Origin of the sequence: Achromobacter spanius (assembly GCF_002812705.1) — a bacterium.
GTDB lineage: Bacteria > Pseudomonadota > Gammaproteobacteria > Burkholderiales > Burkholderiaceae_B > Achromobacter > Achromobacter spanius.
In genome coordinates this window covers 4995969-5014653 of sequence record NZ_CP025030.1, presented here as the reverse complement: position 1 = coordinate 5014653, position 18685 = coordinate 4995969, and the positions used below count along the sequence as shown (strand labels likewise).

Genomic DNA, 18685 nt, shown 5'->3' with positions numbered 1-18685 from the left:
CGCACGTGAGCATCAAGCATTGGATCAACGGCAAAGAGGTCGACAGCGCCGACCGCTTCGTCACCTATAACCCCGCCACGGGTGAAGCCATCGACGAGGTTGCCGCGGGCGGCCAAACAGAGATCGACGCCGCCGTGTCCGCCGCCGCCGAGGCTTTTCCCAAATGGGCCAACACGCCCGCCAAGGAGCGCGCCCGCCTCATGCGCCGCCTGGGCGAACTGATCGACGCCAACGTCCCCCAATTGGCCGAACTTGAAACGCGGGACACGGGCCTGCCCATTTCGCAGACCCGCAAGCAACTGATTCCGCGCGCGTCCGAGAACTTCAATTTCTTTGCTGAAGTCTGCACCCGCATGAACGGCCACACCTATCCCGTGGACGATCAGATGCTGAACTACACGCTGTACCAGCCGGTGGGCGTATGCGCCTTGGTGTCGCCCTGGAACGTGCCGTTTATGACGGCCACCTGGAAAACGGCGCCGTGCCTGGCCTTGGGTAATACGGCCGTGTTGAAAATGTCGGAACTGTCACCGCTGACGGCCGACCAATTGGGCCGCCTGGCCCTGGAAGCCGGCATCCCCGCGGGTGTTCTGAACGTGGTGCAGGGCTACGGCGCCCAGGCGGGCGACGCGCTGGTGCGTCACCCCGGCGTGCGCGCCATCTCGTTCACGGGCGGCACGGTGACGGGCAAGAAGATCCTGGCCAGCGCGGGCGGCATCAAGAAATATTCGATGGAGCTTGGCGGCAAATCGCCCGTGCTGATTTTTGACGACGCCGATGTCGAGCGCGCGCTGGACGCCGCCTTGTTCACGATTTTTTCGCTGAACGGCGAACGCTGCACGGCGGGTTCGCGTATTTTTGTCCAGCAAAGCATCTACGATGATTTCGTGCGCAAATTCGCCGAGCGCGCGCAGCGCCTGGTGGTGGGCGACCCCACCGACGAGGCCACGCACGTGGGCGCGATGATCACGCGTCAGCATTGGGAAAAGGTCACCGGCTACATCCAGCTTGCCGAACAGGAAGGGGCGCGTATCCTTGCGGGCGGCGCGGGCAAGCCGGCGGGGTTGCCGGCCCACCTGGCGGGCGGCAATTTCGTGCGGCCCACGGTGCTGGCCGACGTGGATAACCGCATGCGTTGCGCGCAGGAAGAAATCTTCGGGCCAGTGGCCTGCCTGATCCCGTTCAAGGACGAAGCCGAAGGCCTGGCGCTGGCCAATGACGTCAAGTACGGTCTGGCGTCCTACATCTGGACCAGCGACATCGGCCGGGCACACCGCCTGGCGCGCGGCATCGAGGCGGGCATGGTGTTCATCAACAGCCAGAACGTGCGCGACCTGCGCCAGCCGTTCGGCGGCACCAAGGAATCGGGCACGGGACGCGAGGGCGGGGAATACAGCTACGAGGTATTCGCCGAAATCAAAAACGTGTGCGTGTCGATGGGCAGCCACCACATCCCCAAGTGGGGTGTGTGAATGCGTAAAGGAGACAACCATCATGGGTAAGCTTGCACTGGCGGCCAAGGTGACGCATGTGCCGTCGATGTATCTGTCGGAGCTACCCGGCAGGCACCATGGCTGCCGCGCGGCCGCCATCGAGGGCCACCGCGTGATCGGCCAGCGTTGCCGGGACCTGGACGTGGATACGATCGTGGTGCTGGACGTGCATTGGCTGGTGAACGGCGGCTATCACGTGAACGCCAACCACGCCTTCAAGGGCCGCTATACCAGCAACGAACTGCCGCATTTCATCAAGGACATGGACTACGCCTATGGCGGCAATCCCGAGCTGGGCCGCCGCATCGCCGAATGCGCCAATGCGGCGGGCGTGGGCACCCGCAGCCACGAAATCGATAGCCTGGAACTTGAATACGGCACACTGGTGCCCATGCGCTACATGAACGGCGACGGCCGCTTCAAGGTGGTGTCGGTGGCCGCGTGGTGCGCCTGGCACGCGCTGGAAGACAGCCGGCGCTTTGGCGCGGCCTTGCGCCAGGCCATCGACGCCGGCGACAGCCGCGTGGCGGTGCTGGCCAGCGGGTCCTTGTCGCATCGCTTCAACGACAACAACAGCCCCGAAGCCGCCATGCATCAGATCAGCCGCGAGTTCTTCCGGCAGGTGGATTTGCGCGTGGTCGACCTCTGGCGCCAAGGCGACTGGAAAACCTTCTGCGCCATGCTCCCGGAATACGCCGAGCTCTGCGTGGGCGAGGGCGGCATGCACGACACGGCCATGTTGCTGGGCTTGCTGGGCTGGGACGGCTACGACAAGCCGGTAGAGGTAGTGACCGACTACTTCACCAGTTCCGGCACGGGCCAGATCAACGCGATCTTCCCGGTGCCTGACTGAATCACTTTCAGGCGGGATCGCCGGAATCGGCGGCGTCCGCCGACGACGGCGCATCCCGCTTGATCAGCGCCACCATGGTGTCGACGTCGTGATACAGGCGGTCCAGCAATTCCTTGCCGATCTTCGCCTCGATTTCCTGGTATTTCGCATCCACATGCGGGCGCATGCGGTCGATCAGCTTGTGGCTTTTGGGGGTCAGGGATATTTCCTGGCGGCGCTGGTCGGCGCTGGAGCGCACGCGCTTGATCAGCCCTTGTTCTTCCATGCCGGCCAACATGCGGGTCAGGCTGGGGCTTAGGATCTGGCAACTGCGGGCGATCTGGTTGGGTTCCATTGCGCCCGTTTCGCTCAGGGTGCGCAACACCCGCCATTGTTGTTCGGTGACCCCGGCCGCGTGCAGAACGGGACGAAAATGCGCCATCAGGGTTTCGCGCGCGTATAGCAGCAGGTGGGGAAGATTGCGGTGGTGGAAGCTCGGACTCATGGCGGCTATGTTAGCAAGAAGCCGCCCATTTTTTGACCAAAAATTTCAGTGCGTCATGCGCGCAACAGCACCGTGGGCGCTGCCATGCAGGCGGCCACCGCGCAGGGCTGAGTAAGCACCGTCAGGCGGGATTCTGCTGAGCCAGTTCCTGTAGATCATCCGGCAAGGCCAGGTCCGGGGCGCCCTGTTGCAGTTCGCGCAGCGCGAGCACGGCGGCGTCTTGCTGGTCGTCCTGCATCAGTTGCCGGATATGCGCCACGCGGGCCTCGATGTCCTGTTCGCTGAATGCCGCCACTTCCACGGCAGCGGGCTCGCTTGCCTGGGTGGCCACGGCGGGGACGGATTCCACGGCCGGGGCGGGCTGGGCCATGGCCGGGGTCATGGCTTCGGTGATTGCTGGGGCCATGGGCGGGGCCGAGGCCAGGGTCATGGCCGAAGAAGACCCAGCGTGACCGCCGGCAGCCTGGGTCACAGCCTGCGTGTCGGTTTCGTTTTGGGGGACGGCTTCGCGCATATTGGTCCACGCGAACAGGCCGGCAACCAGCATGGCGCATGCGGCGGCTGCCCAGCCGGGGTGCCAACTATGTCCAGGGTGCCAACTGCGGCGCACCGCGGCGTCCAGTTCAGGGCTGCTGCCGGGCCCGAGCTTGCGGTACAGGGCGCGCAGATCCCGGGCATCGTCTTCGTCGAAAGGGGGGCGATAGGTAATGCTCATGCGCTACTCCTCATGGTGGCGTCCGGTGGCAATTAGCCTATGCGTTGATCTTTGCCGGGCGCTTTATCCGTCGATTATGCGCGATTCGCGGCATTTCCGGCAGGGAAATTTCGCCGATTGCCATGATGTAACTTTCGGCCCTGGCCCCGGCTAAAGTGCGTTGCCGGTACACTTTCGCGCATGGCCAAATCCCGAACCGTATATGTGTGCGCCGACTGCGGCGGCACCACCCCCAAGTGGCAGGGCAAATGCCCCCACTGCAATGCCTGGAACACGCTGGAAGAGACGGTGGAGTCATCCACTCCCACCGCCGCCGCGCACCGCTACGCGCCGCTGGCCTCGGCCAGCCCGGTTCGCAGCCTGTCCGAAATCGAAGCCCGCGAGACGCCCCGCCAGCCAACCGGGCTGGACGAATTCGACCGCGTGCTGGGCGGTGGCCTGGTGGCCGGCGCGGTCGTGCTGATCGGCGGCGACCCGGGTATCGGCAAGTCCACGCTGCTGCTGCAGGCGCTGGCTTCGTTGTCGGCAAGCACCAACGTGCTGTATGTCACCGGCGAGGAATCGGCCGAGCAGGTGGCGTTGCGCGCCCGCCGGCTGGACCTGCAAACCGGCAACGTCAACTTGCTGGCCGAGATCCGGCTGGAAGCCATCCAGGCAGCGGTATCCGAACAGAAGCCCACCGTGGCCGTGATCGACTCCATCCAGACCGTGTACAGCGGCGAATTGAGCGCCGCCCCGGGGTCGGTGTCACAGGTGCGCGAGTGCGCGGCCCAACTCACGCGTCTGGCCAAGCAGACCGGCATCGCCATCGTCATGATCGGCCACGTTACGAAAGACGGCGCGTTGGCCGGTCCCCGCGTGCTGGAGCACATCGTCGACACGGTGCTGTATTTCGAGGGCGATACGCATTCCTCGTTCCGCTTGGTGCGCGCGTTCAAGAACCGCTTCGGCGCGGTCAACGAGCTGGGCGTATTCGCCATGACCGACCGTGGCCTGCGCGGCGTGGCCAACCCGTCGGCGCTGTTCCTGTCTCAGCATGAACAACAGGTGGCGGGTTCGTGCGTGATGGCCACGCAGGAAGGCACGCGCCCGCTGCTGGTCGAGATCCAGGCGCTGGTCGACAGCTCGCACGCGCCCAACCCGCGCCGGCTGACGGTGGGACTGGAAGGCAACCGGCTGGCCATGCTGCTGGCCGTGCTGCACCGGCACGCCGGGGTCACCACGTTTGACCAGGACGTGTTCGTGAACGCGGTGGGCGGCGTGCGCATCACCGAGCCCGCGGCGGACTTGCCGGTGCTGCTGGCCATCATGTCATCGCTGCGCGACAAGCCGCTGCCGCGCGGCTTGATCGCCTTCGGCGAAGTCGGCCTGGCCGGCGAGATCCGCCCCGCGCCGCGCGGGCAGGAACGCCTGCGTGAAGCGGCCAAGCTGGGTTTTTCGATTGCTCTCATCCCGAAGGCCAACGCCCCGCGTCAACCCATCGACGGGCTGGAGATCTGGGCGGTGGACCGCCTGGATGCCGCGTTGGACAAACTGCGCTGATGCGCTGATTCCTGGTCATGAAGACAAGGGCTGCTGGAGCAAGCAAGAAGTGAGTCTGTTGATTATTGCCGTCTGCCTGGCCGCGGGTAGCCTGATCGGTTTCATGGGCGGCGCGCTTGGCATCGGTGGTGGGCTCATCGCCATTCCCGCGCTGGTGTTGTTGATGGGCATGTCGCAGCAATTGGCGCAGGGCACCGCGTTGATCATGGTGCTGCCCGCCATTACCGTAGCGGTGCGCAAGTACAACCAGCAAGCGCGCATCGACAGGCGCGTGGCCGCGGCAGGCGCCGCGGGCGCCGTGGTGTTCACCTGGGTGGGTGCGCGATTGGCGCTGGGCATTGATTCCAGCGTGCTGCGCCAGAGCTTCGCCGTGTTCCTGTTCTTTGTCGCGTTGTTCTACGTCTGGCAGACCTGGCGTGCCGGTCGCGTTGCCGCCCGCCGCCAGCGGCCCGAGCAATCGCCGGAGCAGCGGTCGGAACAGCCTTCGGACAAGCACGCATCGGAACAGCGGTCGGAACATCCTTCGAACAAGCACGCGCCGCCGCGCCCGGTCCCAATCCTTACGCCACGTCGCGCAAGCGTGCTGGGCATGTTGTGCGGCACCTTGGGCGGCTTCTTCGGCGTGGGCGGCGCGGTGCTGGCCGTGCCCATCATCACGACGGTGTTTCGCATGTCGCAGACCACTGCGCAGGCCCTGGCGCTGTGCATGGTGATTCCCGGTTCAACCATTGCGCTGATCACCTACGCCTGGGCAGGGCAGGCCAACTGGATGGTGGGCCTGCCGATGGCGATCGGCAGTTTGCTGTTCGTGCCGGTCGGCGTGCGCCTGGCGTATAAGCTGCCCGAACGCAAGCTGCGAGTCTGCTTCGCGCTGCTGCTGTTCGCCACCGTCGCGTTGTTGGTATTCGAATCGTAGAGGGGCCGTCGATCGGACGTCGACAACGCATCGACAACGCATCGACAGCCCGCCGATAGCGCCCTGACAGCGTATCGACAGCGTTATTTCCAGGCGTTAGCAGCCGAAATTTTCTGGTTCCGCATTGAACCTTCCGCATACCCGCTCTTCAAACGAAGTACGGCATAAGCGGCGATGTTGCTGCCCAATGCCGAACGGGCTTCGGCCTTGTTTATCCAGGAGTTCATGCAATGACGACACACTCCCGTATCGCTGCGTTCTTATCCACTTCGGCCTTGTGCCTCGGTCTTGCTGCTGCGCCTTCTGCGTTCGCGGCCGGCGCTGATGCGCAAGCCAAGGCGGGTGATTCCAAGACCCACGCGCAGCACAAGCATCACAAGTCTGACAAAGCCTCCGCCAAACACGCGGGCGCGAAATCAGGCACGGCTTCAAGTATGGGCCAATCCGGCACTACGCCGGCGAAGTAAGGCAGGGACTGTAAAACCCCGCTAGTTCCTTTGCAGGAAGACTACCGGCCTCTTGGGGCCGGAAAGTCGAAAGCCTCTCGGTATGGGCGCCGAGAGGCTTTTTCATTTGCGCGCCATGCGCGGTGTGCATCCTATGCGCGTAATGCGTCTGACGTTTACTCCACCGGCGTGATCACGCGCCCGGTGTCGAAGTAGGACTTCAGGTTGTCCAGCATCAGGTTTTCCATGTCCAGGCGCGTCTCCAGCGTGGCGCTGCCGATGTGCGGCAGCAGCACGGCGTTGTCGCTGTCGATCAGCGCTTGCGGCACCTTGGGTTCGTGTTCGAACACGTCCAGCGCGGCGCAGCCCAGCTTGCCGGCTTCCAGCGCCGCCACCAGCGCGGCTTCGTCAATGACGGGGCCGCGCGCGATGTTGACGATGATGCCCTTGGGGCCCAGCGCTTCCAGCACGGGCTGGTTCACCAGATGGCGCGTGCTGGGTCCGCCCACGGTCGCAACCACCAGGAAGTCGGCCCAGGCGGCCAGGTCCACCAGCGACGCCTCGTAGCCATAGGCGATGTCGTCGCGCTTTCTGCGGTTGTGATAGCGCACGTCCATGTCGAAACCCGCGCCGCGCTTGGCGATGGCTTCGCCGATGCGGCCCAGGCCCACAATGCCCAGCTTCTTGCCGCTGACACGCTGGCCCAGCGGGATGCTGCCATGCACCTGGCCCCATTGGCCGGCGCGCACGAAGCGTTCGCCCTGGCCCATGCGGCGCGCGCCCGCGATCAGCAGGCCCCAGGCCAGATCCGCCACGCAATCCGTCAGCACGTCGGGCGTGTTGCTGACCTGCACGCCACGCTTCTTGGCGGCCTCCACGTCTATCGTTTCGTAACCCACGCCCCAACTGCAAATGGCCTTGAGGTCGGGCAGCGCGTTGATCAAGTCGGCGTCTGCGCCGAAATTGGCCGACGTGACGATGGCGGTGATGCCCTTGCCGTGTTCAGCCAGCGCGGCCTTGCGGTCGGGAAATTTCCACAGTTCGACGACGTCATAGCCGTCGGCAAGGTTCTTGTTGGCGGAGGGGGAGCCGGCCAGCGAGCCGACCTGGATGATGCGATGCTTGGTGGTCATGTTGTCGTACGAGTGGATGGCGAAAACGGTCATGCTACTTGATTCAAGCTTGAAAGCCGCTGAGGGGATGCCCGAAGACACCCCCCCATGACGATGTGGCGGTCCGGCGATCCGGCGGCCCGGCGGCGCTTACTCCAGTTGGATGTTGGCCTTCTGGATGACGTCCTTCCACCGTTTCACTTCGGCCTGCTGAAACGCCGCGAACTGCTGCGGCGTGTTGGCCACGACTTCAAAGCCCAAGCCTTGCAGCGTCTGCTTGGTCTTCGGGTCGCGCAGCGCGTCCTGCAAGGCCTTGGACAGCTTTTCCACGATTGCCGGCGGCGTGCCCTTGGGCACCGCGAACCCCTGCCACGAATACACCACCATGTCCTTGATGCCGGCTTCAGCCAGCGTTGGTACGTCGGGCAGGTCGGCCGCGCGCGTATCCCCCGTGATGGCCAGGGCCTTGAGCTTGCCGGCCTTGATGTGGTTTTGCACCGCGCCCAGGTTCTGGAACGACACGTTGACCTGTCCGCCGATCAGGTCGGCAATGGCCGCGCCGCCGCCCTTGTAGGGCACGTCCACGCCGGTGCTGTCCGTGCGCTGGCGAAACAGCACGGCGGACAGGTGGTCCGACGATCCCGTGCCGGACGAGGCGTAAGACACGCTGCCCGGATTTTTCTTCGCGTAGGCAACCAGTTCGGCCACGGTGTTGGCGGGGAACTTGGTAGCCGCGACCAGCACATTCGGGTTGCGCACTGCCTGCGTCAGGTAAGCGAAGTCCTTGCTGGGGTTGTAGGACAGATTCTTGTACAGGGCTTCGTTGATGGCGAAGGTGCCGATGGAGCCGACCATCATCGTGTAGCCATCGGGCGTGCTGCGGGCCAGCGCCTGCGCGCCGATGGCGCTGTTGGCGCCGGGTTTGTTCTCAACCACGAAGGTCTGGCCCAGCGTCTGGGACAGCACCGGCGTGACCGAGCGCGCCGTGATGTCGGACGAACCGCCCGGCACGAACGGCACAATCATGGTGACCGGCTTCTCCGGGTAGTCCGCGGCCTGGGCCGTGGGCCCGGCAAGTAGCACAGCGCCCGCCGCGGCGGCCGCGCAGAACAGTTTATTCATGTTGTCTCCTGGTTCGCGTGGTGATGAAAAGCCCGGCGCTCACGCGTTGCGCACGGGCCGAATTTGCGTAGGTTCAGTCGACTTTCGCGCCCGAGGTTTTCACCACCTCGGCCCACTTGACGGTCTCTTGCGCCATGAATTGTTTGAACTGCGTGGGCGTGTTGCCCGACGGCGTGGCGCCTTGCGCCTGCAACTGCGCGCGCACCGGCTCCTGTTGCAAGGCGGCGGCGACGTCGCGCTGAATCTTCTCGACAATGGCGGGCGGCGTGCCAGCCGGGGCCAGCAGGCCGAACCAGCTCGATGCTTCGTAGCCCTTCACGCCCGCCTCGGCCATGGTCGGCACGTCGGGCAGGGCGGGCGAGCGCGCGGTGGTGGTCACGGCCAGCGGGCGCAGCTTGCCGCCCTTGATATAGCCCATGGACGAGGGCAGGTTGTCGAAGATCAGGTCGGCCGAGCCGCCCATCACGTCGGTCAGCGCGGGGCTGCTGCCCTTGTACGGCACGTGCGTCATGCGCGTGCCCGTCATGGTCTGGAACAGTTCGCCCGACAGGTGTGTGGACGTGCCGTTGCCGGTGGAAGCCATGTTGACGCTATCCGGGTTTGCCTTCAGGTACTTGATCAGGTCGGCCACGGTGCGGATGCCGTGCTTGTCCGCGAACTTCGGGTTCAGCTCAAGAATGTTCGGCACAGGAATGACCAGCGTGACTGGCACGAAATCCTTCACCGGATCGTAGGGCAGCTTGCTGTAGACGGACTGGTTGATCGCATGCGTGCTGACGGTGCCCATCAGCAAGGTGTAGCCGTCGGCGGTGGCGCGCGCGGCTTCCGCCGTGCCGACATTGCCGCCCGCGCCCGCCTTGTTGTCCACCACCACCGACTTGTTCCAGGTCTTGCCCAGTTCCGCGGCCACGACGCGCGCCGCAATGTCGGCGGTGCCGCCGGCGGGGAAGGGCACGACGATCTTCACGTCGCGTTCGGGGTAGTCGGCGTGGGCTTGCGCGGCGGGTAGCGCCAAGGCGATGGCCGTCAAGGTGGCGGCCGCGATCAGCCGGCGTCGCGCGATGGGGGCGTGCATGGTCTTGTCTCCTTGGGTGTGCGCGTGGCCGCGCTTTCTTTTCAACCGCAAGGTGCCGCAACGCACCCCGCTTTGTGATGCCGTTTCACTTGTCAAACAAATATAGGTATTGAGAATATGCTTGTCAACCAAGTATACTTTTTTCACCTTACTTATCTGACAACTGGATCAGCCAGGAGCCCCGTCCATGAAAACTTCCCCGGTCACCGCGCAGGACTTGCAGCGCTCGGTCATCGCCGTGCCGCCCCTGGCCCGCCATGACGATCTTTCCCTGAACGAGGCCGCCAACAAGGCGCTGCTGGGCCATCTGGAAGCGGGCGGCGTGCGCAATGTCATGTACGGCGGCAACGCCAATTTCTACAACGTGGGCGTCAGCGAATACGCGCGCATCGTGGACATGCTGGCTGGCCTGGCCGGTTCGGATACGTGGATCCTGCCTTCGGTAGGGCCTGACTACGGCAAGATGATGGATCAGGCGGCCATCCTGCGATCGCGCGCGTTTCCCACCGCGATGCTGTTGCCGATGTCGTTCCCCTATACGGACGCGGGCCTGGCCGATGGCGTGCGCCGTTTCACCGACGCGCTGGGCAAGCCCGCCGTCATGTACATCAAGTCCGCCGACTACCTGGCACCGGAAACCGCCGCCCGGCTGATCGAAGAAGGCCGCATCGTGGCGTTCAAGTACGCCGTCGTTCGCGACGAGCCGGCAAAGGATGCGTATCTGTCGTCGCTGCTGGAATCGGTGGATTCGCGCTGGGTCGTCAGCGGCATCGGCGAACGCCCGGCCATCGTGCACTATCGCGACTTCGGCTTGAAGAGCTTTACGTCAGGCTCCGTCTGCGTAGCGCCGCGCGGATCGATGCGCTTGCTGCATCTGCTGCGCGAAGGCCGCTACGACGAGGCCGAAGCCGTGCGCCAACACTACATGGGCCTGGAAGACTGCCGCGACGGCATCAGCCCCATCCGCGTGCTGCACGACGCCGTGACCTTGTCCGGTGTGGCCGACATGGGCCCCATGCTGCCGCTGCTGACCGGCATTTCCAGCGCCGAGCGCGAGCGCGTGGCCCCGGTAGCGCGTGCCTTGGCCGCCTGGGACAAGGAAGCCGTGGCGGCCTGAGCGCGAACGGCATGGCCGCGCTTCGCTCATCGTTTCGCGTGTTGGCGGTACGATGGGCGCTGTCCGCGTAAAGGCGGACAGGCCTTACGCATTCAGGAGGTTTCGTGGCCCGATCCAAAACTACAACGTCATCCGAACCGCAGGCGCCCGAGCAGGCCGACGCAGCCGGTTCCCATGTGCTGGAACGGGGACACCGGGTGCGGCTGGCGGACCAGGTCTACGGGCAGATCTTTGAACAGATCGTGTCGGGCGGCTTGAACGTGGGCGACAAGCTGCCGTCCGAGAACGAGATCTCGGAGCGCTTCGGCGTGTCGCGGCCGGTGGTGCGTGAAGCGCTGCTGCGCTTGCGCGCCGATGGGCTCATCACCGCGCATCAGGGCCTGGGCACGTTTGTGAGCCATCAGCCCGCGCCGCGCCTGAAGACCTTCAACGATGTGCAGAACGTCAGCGCGTATTTGCGCGCGCAAGAGGTGCGCGTCGCCCTGGAGGGCGATGCCGCGCGGCTGGCGGCACTACGCCGCACCGACGAACAGCTCAAGAAAATCGCCGACGCGCATGCCGCGTTTGCCGACAGCCTGACGCATGGCCAGGTGTCGCCCGAAGCGGACCTGGCTTTTCATGCCAGCATCGCCGAGGCCAGCGGCAACGACTTCTATCTGGGCGTGCTGGAAAGCATCCACGAATCCATCAACGGTTTCATGCGGCTCACCTTGAGCCTGACGCGCACCGGTTCGCGCCAGCGCGCGCAGCGTGTGGTGGACGAACACGCCACCATCCTGGACGCCATCCGCGAACAGGACAGCGAGCGCGCCCGCGTGGCCATGCAGTTTCATCTGGGGCAGGCGCGCCATCGGCTGGTGGACCGCGACCGCGACTGATCGATCGCGCGCCGGGGTGGGCCCGCCACACAACATCAAACGGAGACAAACCAGTGCAAGGCAACGGAGCAACAGCCAGGGACGTGCCGGTAGAGCAGGTGCGCGAACAAATCTTGCAGGTGCTGCAAGCGTGGGGCATGGATGAGGACCTGGCGCACACCACCGCCGGCCTGATGGCGCAGACGGATCTGCTGGGCATCGATTCACATGGCATTTCGATGCTGCCTTCCTACGAGGAAAAATGGCGCGCCGGTTCGCTGCGGCTGGACGCGCGCGCGCAGGTCGTGCGCGACGGCGGCGCCAGCGCGCTGATCGACGGCATGGGTGGCCTGGGTTATCCGGTGGCCGCGCAGGCCATGCACCTGGCCGTGGACAAGGCCTTGGAACACGGCGTGGGCGCGGTGTCGGTATGCAACTCGCATCACTTCGGCGCGGCCGGTGTCTATGCGCGCATTGCGGTGGAGCGCGGCGTGGTCGGGCTGGTCACCAGCAGCGCCAACGGCATCATCATGGTGCCCACGCGCGGCGCCATGCCCATGCTGGGCACCAACCCCATCGCGTTCGGCGCACCGGCCGCGCACAACGAGCCTTTCGTGCTGGACATGGCCACCACCACCGTCGCCGCGAACAAGGTCAAGGTATATGACTTCCTGGGTAAACCGCTGCCGCCGGGCTGGGCGGTGGACGGGCAGGGCGGCGCGGTGACGGACGCCGATGCCGCGATGCAATTCATTTTCAAGCACCCCGAAGGTGGGCTGACGCCCTTGGGCGGCACGCCCGCCATGAGCAGCCACAAGGGCTACGGCCTGGCGATGATGGCGCAGATTCTTGGCGGCACGCTCAGCGGCAGCGCATTCGCTGCGCGCCGCGCGCCCACGCGCAAGCCGGGCGAGCCCGATGATGTAGGCCATTTTTTCCTGGCCCTGAACCCCGATGCGTTCCGCGCGGCAGGCTCATTCGAATCCGATATGGACGACATGATCGACTCGCTGCACGACACGCCGCCCGCCAACCCCGACGAGCCCGTGCTGGTAGCGGGTGAACCCGAAGCGGCCGAGCGCGCGCGTCGGTTGCGCGCCGGCATTCCCATTTCTGCTGCATTGGCCGAGCGCCTGCGCGGCATCTGTGAACGCGCGGACACGCCCTATCTGCTGGACGATATCTGATCGCAATAGGTTTGTTGCGCTAACTTTGTCGTGCCTGAATTGTTTTACCCATAACAGCAGACCCGGCCACCGGGCTCACACCCTAAGAAAAACCATACGGAAGAGACAACCATGCAACAACCCAAACCTTCGGCGCGCAGACGCCTTGCCGTACTTGCCGCGGCCACGCTTGGCGCCATGACGCTGCTGCCCGCATCTGTCACGGCGCAATCCGGCGCCTGGCCAAGCAAGCCGGTCAAGCTGGTCGTGCCGTTCCCGGCCGGCGGCAGCACCGACTCGGTGGGCCGGCTGCTGGCGGCCGAGCTTTCCAAAGAGCTGGGCCAGAGCGTCATCGTCGAAAACAAGGGCGGGGCCAACGGCAACATCGGTTCCGATGTGGTGGCCAAGGCCGAGCCGGACGGCTACACCTTGCTGCTGTCGGGCGTGGGCTCCAACGCCATCAGCTACGCCATCTACCAGAACATGCCGTATCGCAACAGCGACTTCGCGCATATCTCGCTGCTGGCCACCGGGCCCAACGTGCTGGTCGCCAACATGGAGTTTCCCGGCAAGACCTTTGCCGACTTCATCAAGCTGGCGCGCGAGAACCCGGGCAAGTACACGCATGCCAGCTCGGGCAGCGGCTCGTCGGGCCATCTGGCCATGGAAATGCTGAAGCAAGACGCCAAGATCGACCTGGTGCATGTGCCGTACAAGGGCGGCGCCGCCGCGATTACCGACATGATCGGCGGGCGCGTCTCGGTCATGTTCCTGAACCAGGACACGCTGCTGCCGCAGGTGACCTCCGGCAAATTGCGCGCCTTGGCCGTGGCCAGCGCCAAGCGCAACCCGGCCTATCCCGACACGCCCACGGTGGCGGAATCGGGCTACCCGGGTTTCTCGGCGGAATCCTGGTTTGGCTTGTCCGCACCGGCCAAGACGCCGCCTGCCGTGATCCAGCGCTTGAACCAGGCCACGGTCAAGGCGCTGTCGTCGCCCGATATCCGGCAAAAGCTGGAGAGCGTGGGCTTTGTCGTGGTGGGCGACGACCCGAAGTCGTTCTCGGCGTTTGTCGATAACGAAATCAGCAAGTGGGGCAAGGCGGCCAAGGCGTCTGGCGCGCGCATGGATTAACGCGGGGCGGCCGGGCTTTGGCCCGGCCTGTTCTTTCAGGTTTTAGGATTTTTATCTTGCACAGATGAAGGTGGCAATGAAATCTCCCTTACCCAACCGCTTCCGGCAACGCATCCTTGCCCGCGAACGGCTCATCGGATTCTGGATGTGCATGTCCAGCCACATCACGGCCGAGCTTGTCGGACTGGCGGACTTCGACTGGCTGCTTCTGGACGGCGAGCACTCGCCCAATGAAGTGCCGATGTTCCTGCAACAGTTGCAGGCCTTGCAGGGCAGCGCCAGCGCTGCCGTCGGGCGGCCGTCGTGGAATGATCCGGTGCAGATCAAGCGCCTGCTGGATATCGGCTTCTACAACCTGCTGATTCCGTTCATCGAGTCCGAAGCGGACGCGCGCCTGGCGGTGGCGGCTACCCGTTATCCCCCGCAGGGCATGCGCGGCGTGGCGGGCGCGCAGCGCAGCAACCGCTATGGCACGGTGCCGGACTACCTGCAGACCATCAACGACAACATCTGCGTGCTGCTGCAGATTGAAAGCCGCCCGGGCATCGAGGCGGTGGACGAGATTGCCTCCGTGGAAGGGGTGGATGGCGTGTTCATCGGCCCGTCTGACCTGGCCGCCGCGCTGGGCCACATCGGCAATCCCGGCCACCCGGAAGTGCAAGACGTCATCCGCCACCTGCATCAGCGCGTGACGGCCCAGGGCAAGGCCGTGGGAATCCTTGCTCCCGTGCATGCGGATGCTCGCCGTTATCTGGACATGGGCATGCACTTCGTTGCCGTGGGTACTGACCTGGGCGTGTTCAAACAGGCCACGTTTGCATTGCGCGACGCATTCCCTACTTGATTGCGTCGGGCGTAATGCGACACGCCCCGCGAATGTGAACTGCACCCCAGAAGTTGGACACCCGTCCGACCTTTGGGGTGTTTTTCATGACGAAGTACGATGAGCGATTCAAGCTGAATGCGGTAAGGCATTACTTAGCTGGCCAGCTTGGCTATCGAGAGGTGGCCCGCAGCCATGGGATCGAGCATTCGATGCTGCGCCGTTGGGTAGCGAGCTACGAGCAGCACGGCAGTGCTGGGCTAGCCAAGAAGTTCAGTCATTACGATGCGGCGTTCAAGCAGGAGGTGCTTGGGCGGATAGACCTTGATGGCCTGTCAGATCGCCAGGCTGCGGCGCTCTATGACATTCGTCACGCGGGCAGCATCGGCATCTGGCGCGCCCAGTATGATGCTGGGGGAGCAGGCGCGTTGGCGCCGCGAACTAAAGGTAGACGTCCCATGCCGCATAAATACCCTCCGGCACCGACCCCCAAAGACATGACCGAGGACGAGTTGCGCAAAGAGAATGCCTATCTGCGTGCGGAGCTCGACTACCTAAAAAAATTGAAGGCCTTGATCCAAGCGGAACGGACCGAAGCGCTCGTCAAAAAGCGCAAATGGTCCAAGGATTAAGGTCAGCCCATCCGCTGACATTGTTGCTGCGCGCAGCCCGGCTGTCGCGCAGCACGTTTTACTACCATCTGAAGGCGCAGGGCGCGGCGGACAAGTACGCCGGGCTCAAGGCCAGGATCGGTGCCGTCTATGCTCGCAACAAGGGGCGCTACGGCTATCGCCGGATCACCTCGGTGCTGCGCCAGGCCGGCGAACTGATCAACCACAAGACGGTGCAGCGCCTGATGCAGGCGCTGGGGATCAAATCGCTAGTGCGGGCCAAGAAATATCGCTCATACCGTGGCGAGGTAGGCCGGATCGCACCGGATTTGCTCAAGCGCCAGTTCGAGGCGTCTGGCCCCAACCAGAAGTGGGCTACCGACGTGACCGAGTTCAACGTCCAGGGCAAGAAGCTGTATCTGTCCCCGGTGATGGACCTGTACAACGGCGAGATCGTGGCCTATCAAACCGAGCAGCGCCCAGTGTTCAGCCTGGTGACCAAGATGCTGAAAAAGGCCTTCGCCAAGCTCAAACCCTTGGATACGCCGTTGCTGCACTCGGATCAGGGCTGGCAATACCAGCAACGCGCCTACCGGCGCCTGCTGGCCGAGCGCGCCGTCACCCAGAGCATGTCCCGCAAGGGCAACTGCCTGGACAACGCCGCCATGGAGAGCTTCTTCGGCACGCTCAAGTCGGAGTTCTTCCATCTGAACCGCTTCGAGAGCATCGAGCAGCTACAGGCCGGCATCCGCCGCTACATCCACTACTACAATCACCACCGCATCAAGCTCAAGCTAAAAGGCCTGAGCCCGGTTCAATACCGGACCCAGGCCTTCGGCCCTTAGCTTTTAACTGTCCAACTTCTTGGGGGCAGTTCAAATGACGCGGGGCGTGTGGTTTGGTTTTCCTGCTGAGTCTTAGTGCTCAGTCCTCCAGCGCCAGCAATTCGCTGACGGTCTGGCGGCGGCGGATCAATCGCGCTTCGCCCTTGTCCAGCAGGACCTCGGGCGCCAGCGGCCGGCTGTTGTAGTTCGATGACATCGACGAGCCATACGCGCCCGCGTTGTGCATGACCATGAAGTCGCCAATGCGCGGCTGCGGCAACAACTGATCGGTCATCACGCCGCCTTCCTCCTGCGTGAACACATCACCTGATTCGCACAGCGGTCCGGCAACGGCGATGCGCGTTTCGGCCACGCCCTGCGGATCCGACCCGTCGCGCGCATGGACCGAGATGCGGTGAAAGCTGCCGTACATGGCCGGCCGCATCAAATCGTTGAAGCCTGCATCCACCAGTGCAAAATCGCGCTCGGGGCGGTGGTTGACGGCATGCACTTCGGTGACCAGCACGCCGGCTTCGGCAACCAGGAAGCGGCCCGGTTCGATCTCCAAACGGACGTCATGGCCAAGGAACTGTTCAATGCGCTTGCGGGCCGAATCCCATTGTTCGAAATAGTGGTCGCAGTCGATGCGCGGTTCGCCATCGCGGTAAGGAATGGACAGGCCGCCGCCGGCCGAGATGGCTTCGATGTCATGGTCCAGGGACCGCACCACCTCGACCATGGCATCGCAGACGCTGGACAGGTGGCCGTAGTCCACGCCCGAGCCAATGTGCATGTGGATGCCGACCAGCTTCAGCCCGTGGCGGCGCACGATGGACATGGCTTGCGCCACGTCGTCGATCCAGATGCCGTGCTTGCTTTGCGGGCCGCCGGTGTTGGTCTTGTTGCTGTGGCCGTGGCCAAAGCCGGGGTTGATGCGCAACCACACGCGATGGCCGGGCGAGGCCTGACCCACGCGGTCCAGCATGTCCAGCGAGCCGGCGTTCACGGTGATGCCGTGCTTGAGCACGGTGGCCAGGGTGGCGTGGTCGATAAGGTCGGCCGTGAAGACCATGCCTTCGGGCTCGCCCTTGGGGTCGAAGCCGGCGGCCAGGCTGCGTTCGATCTCACCCAGCGACACGGCATCAACCACCGCGCCTTCCTCGCGCATCAAACGCAGGATGTGCAGGTTCGAGCACGCCTTTTGCGCATAGCGGATGGTGTCGAAGCGGCGCAGTTGCGCAATGCGTTCGCGGATGACGGCGGCGTCATACACCCACAGAGGCGTGCCGTGCTGCGTGGCGAGTTGGGTGAGTTGGCGCGGATCGAATGCCATGACGGGCTGACCTTGAATGGAAGAGTTGAAAGCAGGCGGAATGATGCCGGTTTCAAGGCATCCAGTAAAATGCTTATATGTTGAAGATCCATTCACTCCTGATATGGGGCGGGGCATGCTGACACATCGGCATATCGAAGTGTTCCGGGCGGTGATGATCGCCGGCAGCGTGACTCGGGCCGCCGAGCTCTTGAGCACCTCGCAGCCCACGATCAGCCGCGAACTGGCCCGCATGGAGCAGGGCATTGGCTTTGCGCTGTTCGAGCGCGTACACGGCCGCCTGCGACCCACCATGCCCGCCCTGGCGCTATACGACGAGATCCGGCAGTCCTATGCGGGCCTGGAGCGCGTGGCGTCGGCCGCGGCGCGCCTGCGCGAGTTCCGGGGCGGGCAATTGCAGGTGATCGCCTTGCCCGCCTTTTCGCATTCCATCCTGCCCGACGCATTCCGGCGTTTTCATGGCCAGCATCCGGGGGTAAGTCTGTCGGTGGAGACGCAGGAATCGCCGTTTCTGGAAGAGTGGCTGACGGCCCAGCGCTACGATCTGGGCCTGACGGAACACGACGCCGCCCCGGCGGGCACGCGGCTGAGTCTGCTGTTGCAGGTGGATGAGGTGTGCGTGCTGCCTGACGGGCATCCGCTGCTGGCGCGCGCGGAAATCGATCTGGCGGATTTCGAAGGGCACGCTTTTGTCAGCCTGTCGGCCAACGATCCCTATCGGATACAGATCGACGAAGCGTTTGCGGAAGCGGGGGTATTGCGACGCTCCATCGTGGAAACGCCGACTGCGGTGTCGGTTTGCACGTTCGTGCGGCTAGGGCTGGGCCTGGCTATTGTGAACCCGCTGACGGCATTGGATTTTGCGGGTCGCGGCTTGCACATCCGGCCGTTGCGTCGCTCATTGCCGTTCCGCGTCAACGCGGTCTTTCCGGAGCATCGTCCGGCCAATCCGTTGGTGGGTGGGTTCATGGCATCGTTATCCGATGCCGCCAATGCCATCAAGGCCAGGCTGGCGGATACGTATGCGGGCTCGCCTTGAGCGACATGCGTTTTTGAATAGAC

At 64.3% G+C, this 18685-nt stretch carries 18 protein-coding genes; 12 read left to right on the top strand and 6 right to left on the bottom strand.

Annotated features, from left to right (window positions below; genetic code table 11):
• The first annotated feature begins 5 nt into the window (after window positions 1–5).
• Together hpaE and hpaD are read left to right on the top strand one after the other, a co-directional pair.
• Entirely contained in the window at window positions 6–1472 is a 1467-nt protein-coding gene (gene hpaE / locus CVS48_RS22590; RefSeq protein WP_100856386.1) for a 5-carboxymethyl-2-hydroxymuconate semialdehyde dehydrogenase, read from the top strand.
• A 22-nt stretch (window positions 1473–1494) separates the two neighbouring features.
• A complete protein-coding gene (gene hpaD / locus CVS48_RS22585; protein WP_100856385.1) occupies window positions 1495–2346 on the top strand; it encodes a 3,4-dihydroxyphenylacetate 2,3-dioxygenase in 852 nt (283 codons plus the stop codon).
• 7 nt (window positions 2347–2353) lie between these two features.
• Here the strand turns inward: hpaD and hpaR are convergent, their stop codons facing one another.
• Both hpaR and CVS48_RS22575 read right to left on the bottom strand, forming a co-directional pair.
• Complete coding sequence (gene hpaR / locus CVS48_RS22580) at window positions 2354–2830, bottom strand: homoprotocatechuate degradation operon regulator HpaR (RefSeq protein WP_100856384.1); 477 nt, start codon at window positions 2828–2830, stop codon at window positions 2354–2356.
• A gap of 121 nt (window positions 2831–2951) precedes the next feature.
• Window positions 2952–3545: a hypothetical protein gene (locus CVS48_RS22575; protein ID WP_100856383.1), complete on the bottom strand. Its 594-nt coding sequence runs from the start codon at window positions 3543–3545 to the stop codon at window positions 2952–2954.
• Window positions 3546–3725: 180 nt separating this feature from the next.
• On the opposite strand from CVS48_RS22575, the gene radA reads away from it, so the two are divergent.
• The 3 genes from radA to CVS48_RS22560 all read left to right on the top strand — a co-directional run bounded on the left by radA (window position 3726) and on the right by CVS48_RS22560 (window position 6470).
• Window positions 3726–5087: a DNA repair protein RadA gene (gene radA, locus CVS48_RS22570; RefSeq protein ID WP_100856382.1), complete on the top strand. Its 1362-nt coding sequence runs from the start codon at window positions 3726–3728 to the stop codon at window positions 5085–5087.
• Window positions 5088–5136: 49 nt separating this feature from the next.
• Window positions 5137–6003: a sulfite exporter TauE/SafE family protein gene (locus CVS48_RS22565; RefSeq protein WP_100857807.1), complete on the top strand. Its 867-nt coding sequence runs from the start codon at window positions 5137–5139 to the stop codon at window positions 6001–6003.
• A gap of 230 nt (window positions 6004–6233) precedes the next feature.
• Window positions 6234–6470: a hypothetical protein gene (locus CVS48_RS22560; protein WP_100856381.1), complete on the top strand. Its 237-nt coding sequence runs from the start codon at window positions 6234–6236 to the stop codon at window positions 6468–6470.
• Window positions 6471–6625: 155 nt separating this feature from the next.
• Here the strand turns inward: CVS48_RS22560 and CVS48_RS22555 are convergent, their stop codons facing one another.
• The 3 genes from CVS48_RS22555 to CVS48_RS22545 all read right to left on the bottom strand — a co-directional run bounded on the left by CVS48_RS22555 (window position 6626) and on the right by CVS48_RS22545 (window position 9758).
• Window positions 6626–7582 (bottom strand): 2-hydroxyacid dehydrogenase, encoded by a 957-nt coding sequence (locus tag CVS48_RS22555; protein WP_100857806.1) that lies wholly within the window; start codon window positions 7580–7582, stop codon window positions 6626–6628.
• Between the two features lie 129 nt (window positions 7583–7711).
• The gene (locus tag CVS48_RS22550; RefSeq protein ID WP_100856380.1) at window positions 7712–8683 is read right to left on the bottom strand and encodes a Bug family tripartite tricarboxylate transporter substrate binding protein; all 972 of its coding nucleotides are present in this window, start codon (window positions 8681–8683) and stop codon (window positions 7712–7714) included.
• Window positions 8684–8756: 73 nt separating this feature from the next.
• The gene (locus CVS48_RS22545; RefSeq protein ID WP_100856379.1) at window positions 8757–9758 is read right to left on the bottom strand and encodes a Bug family tripartite tricarboxylate transporter substrate binding protein; all 1002 of its coding nucleotides are present in this window, start codon (window positions 9756–9758) and stop codon (window positions 8757–8759) included.
• Window positions 9759–9945: 187 nt separating this feature from the next.
• Here CVS48_RS22545 and CVS48_RS22540 point away from each other — a divergent pair, with 187 nt between their 5' ends.
• From CVS48_RS22540 to CVS48_RS22515, 6 genes are all read left to right on the top strand, one after another.
• Window positions 9946–10875, top strand: coding sequence for a dihydrodipicolinate synthase family protein (locus tag CVS48_RS22540; RefSeq protein ID WP_100856378.1), 930 nt, complete (start codon window positions 9946–9948; stop codon window positions 10873–10875).
• 104 nt (window positions 10876–10979) lie between these two features.
• A complete protein-coding gene (locus CVS48_RS22535) occupies window positions 10980–11753 on the top strand; it encodes a FadR/GntR family transcriptional regulator (RefSeq protein WP_100856377.1) in 774 nt (257 codons plus the stop codon).
• Window positions 11754–11806: 53 nt separating this feature from the next.
• Window positions 11807–12919: an Ldh family oxidoreductase gene (locus CVS48_RS22530; protein ID WP_100856376.1), complete on the top strand. Its 1113-nt coding sequence runs from the start codon at window positions 11807–11809 to the stop codon at window positions 12917–12919.
• A gap of 111 nt (window positions 12920–13030) precedes the next feature.
• Window positions 13031–14032, top strand: a complete 1002-nt coding sequence (locus tag CVS48_RS22525; RefSeq protein WP_100856375.1) for a Bug family tripartite tricarboxylate transporter substrate binding protein — start codon at window positions 13031–13033, stop codon at window positions 14030–14032.
• A gap of 76 nt (window positions 14033–14108) precedes the next feature.
• Window positions 14109–14876, top strand: a complete 768-nt coding sequence (gene garL, locus CVS48_RS22520; protein WP_100857805.1) for a 2-dehydro-3-deoxyglucarate aldolase — start codon at window positions 14109–14111, stop codon at window positions 14874–14876.
• Window positions 14877–14962: 86 nt separating this feature from the next.
• A protein-coding gene (locus CVS48_RS22515; protein ID WP_419191428.1) for an IS3 family transposase occupies window positions 14963–16311 on the top strand; the annotation gives its coding sequence in 2 pieces (ribosomal slippage) (window positions 14963–15445 and window positions 15448–16311; 1347 coding nt in all).
• A 79-nt stretch (window positions 16312–16390) separates the two neighbouring features.
• Here CVS48_RS22515 and lysA read toward each other — a convergent pair.
• Window positions 16391–17623, bottom strand: coding sequence for a diaminopimelate decarboxylase (gene lysA, locus CVS48_RS22510; RefSeq protein WP_100856374.1), 1233 nt, complete (start codon window positions 17621–17623; stop codon window positions 16391–16393).
• Window positions 17624–17738: 115 nt separating this feature from the next.
• Between lysA and CVS48_RS22505 the strand changes: the two genes are divergently transcribed.
• Entirely contained in the window at window positions 17739–18662 is a 924-nt protein-coding gene (locus tag CVS48_RS22505) for a LysR family transcriptional regulator (RefSeq protein WP_100856373.1), read from the top strand.
• The last annotated feature ends 23 nt before the right edge of the window (window positions 18663–18685 follow it).

Bases quoted from the DNA above. Each gene is read 5' to 3' on its own strand.
- lysA (WP_100856374.1), bottom strand. From the start codon at position 17,623: ATGGCATTCGATCCGCGCCAACTCACCCAACTCGCCACGCAGCACGGC.
- CVS48_RS22555 (WP_100857806.1), bottom strand. From the start codon at position 7,582: ATGACCACCAAGCATCGCATCATCCAGGTCGGCTCGCTGGCCGGCTCC.
- CVS48_RS22550 (WP_100856380.1), bottom strand. From the start codon at position 8,683: ATGAATAAACTGTTCTGCGCGGCCGCCGCGGCGGGCGCTGTGCTACTT.
- CVS48_RS22525 (WP_100856375.1), top strand. From the start codon at position 13,031: ATGCAACAACCCAAACCTTCGGCGCGCAGACGCCTTGCCGTACTTGCC.
- garL (WP_100857805.1), top strand. From the start codon at position 14,109: ATGAAATCTCCCTTACCCAACCGCTTCCGGCAACGCATCCTTGCCCGC.
- CVS48_RS22575 (WP_100856383.1), bottom strand. From the start codon at position 3,545: ATGAGCATTACCTATCGCCCCCCTTTCGACGAAGACGATGCCCGGGAT.
- hpaD (WP_100856385.1), top strand. From the start codon at position 1,495: ATGGGTAAGCTTGCACTGGCGGCCAAGGTGACGCATGTGCCGTCGATG.
- hpaR (WP_100856384.1), bottom strand. From the start codon at position 2,830: ATGAGTCCGAGCTTCCACCACCGCAATCTTCCCCACCTGCTGCTATAC.
- radA (WP_100856382.1), top strand. From the start codon at position 3,726: ATGGCCAAATCCCGAACCGTATATGTGTGCGCCGACTGCGGCGGCACC.
- CVS48_RS22540 (WP_100856378.1), top strand. From the start codon at position 9,946: ATGAAAACTTCCCCGGTCACCGCGCAGGACTTGCAGCGCTCGGTCATC.
- CVS48_RS22545 (WP_100856379.1), bottom strand. From the start codon at position 9,758: ATGCACGCCCCCATCGCGCGACGCCGGCTGATCGCGGCCGCCACCTTG.
- CVS48_RS22505 (WP_100856373.1), top strand. From the start codon at position 17,739: ATGCTGACACATCGGCATATCGAAGTGTTCCGGGCGGTGATGATCGCC.
- CVS48_RS22560 (WP_100856381.1), top strand. From the start codon at position 6,234: ATGACGACACACTCCCGTATCGCTGCGTTCTTATCCACTTCGGCCTTG.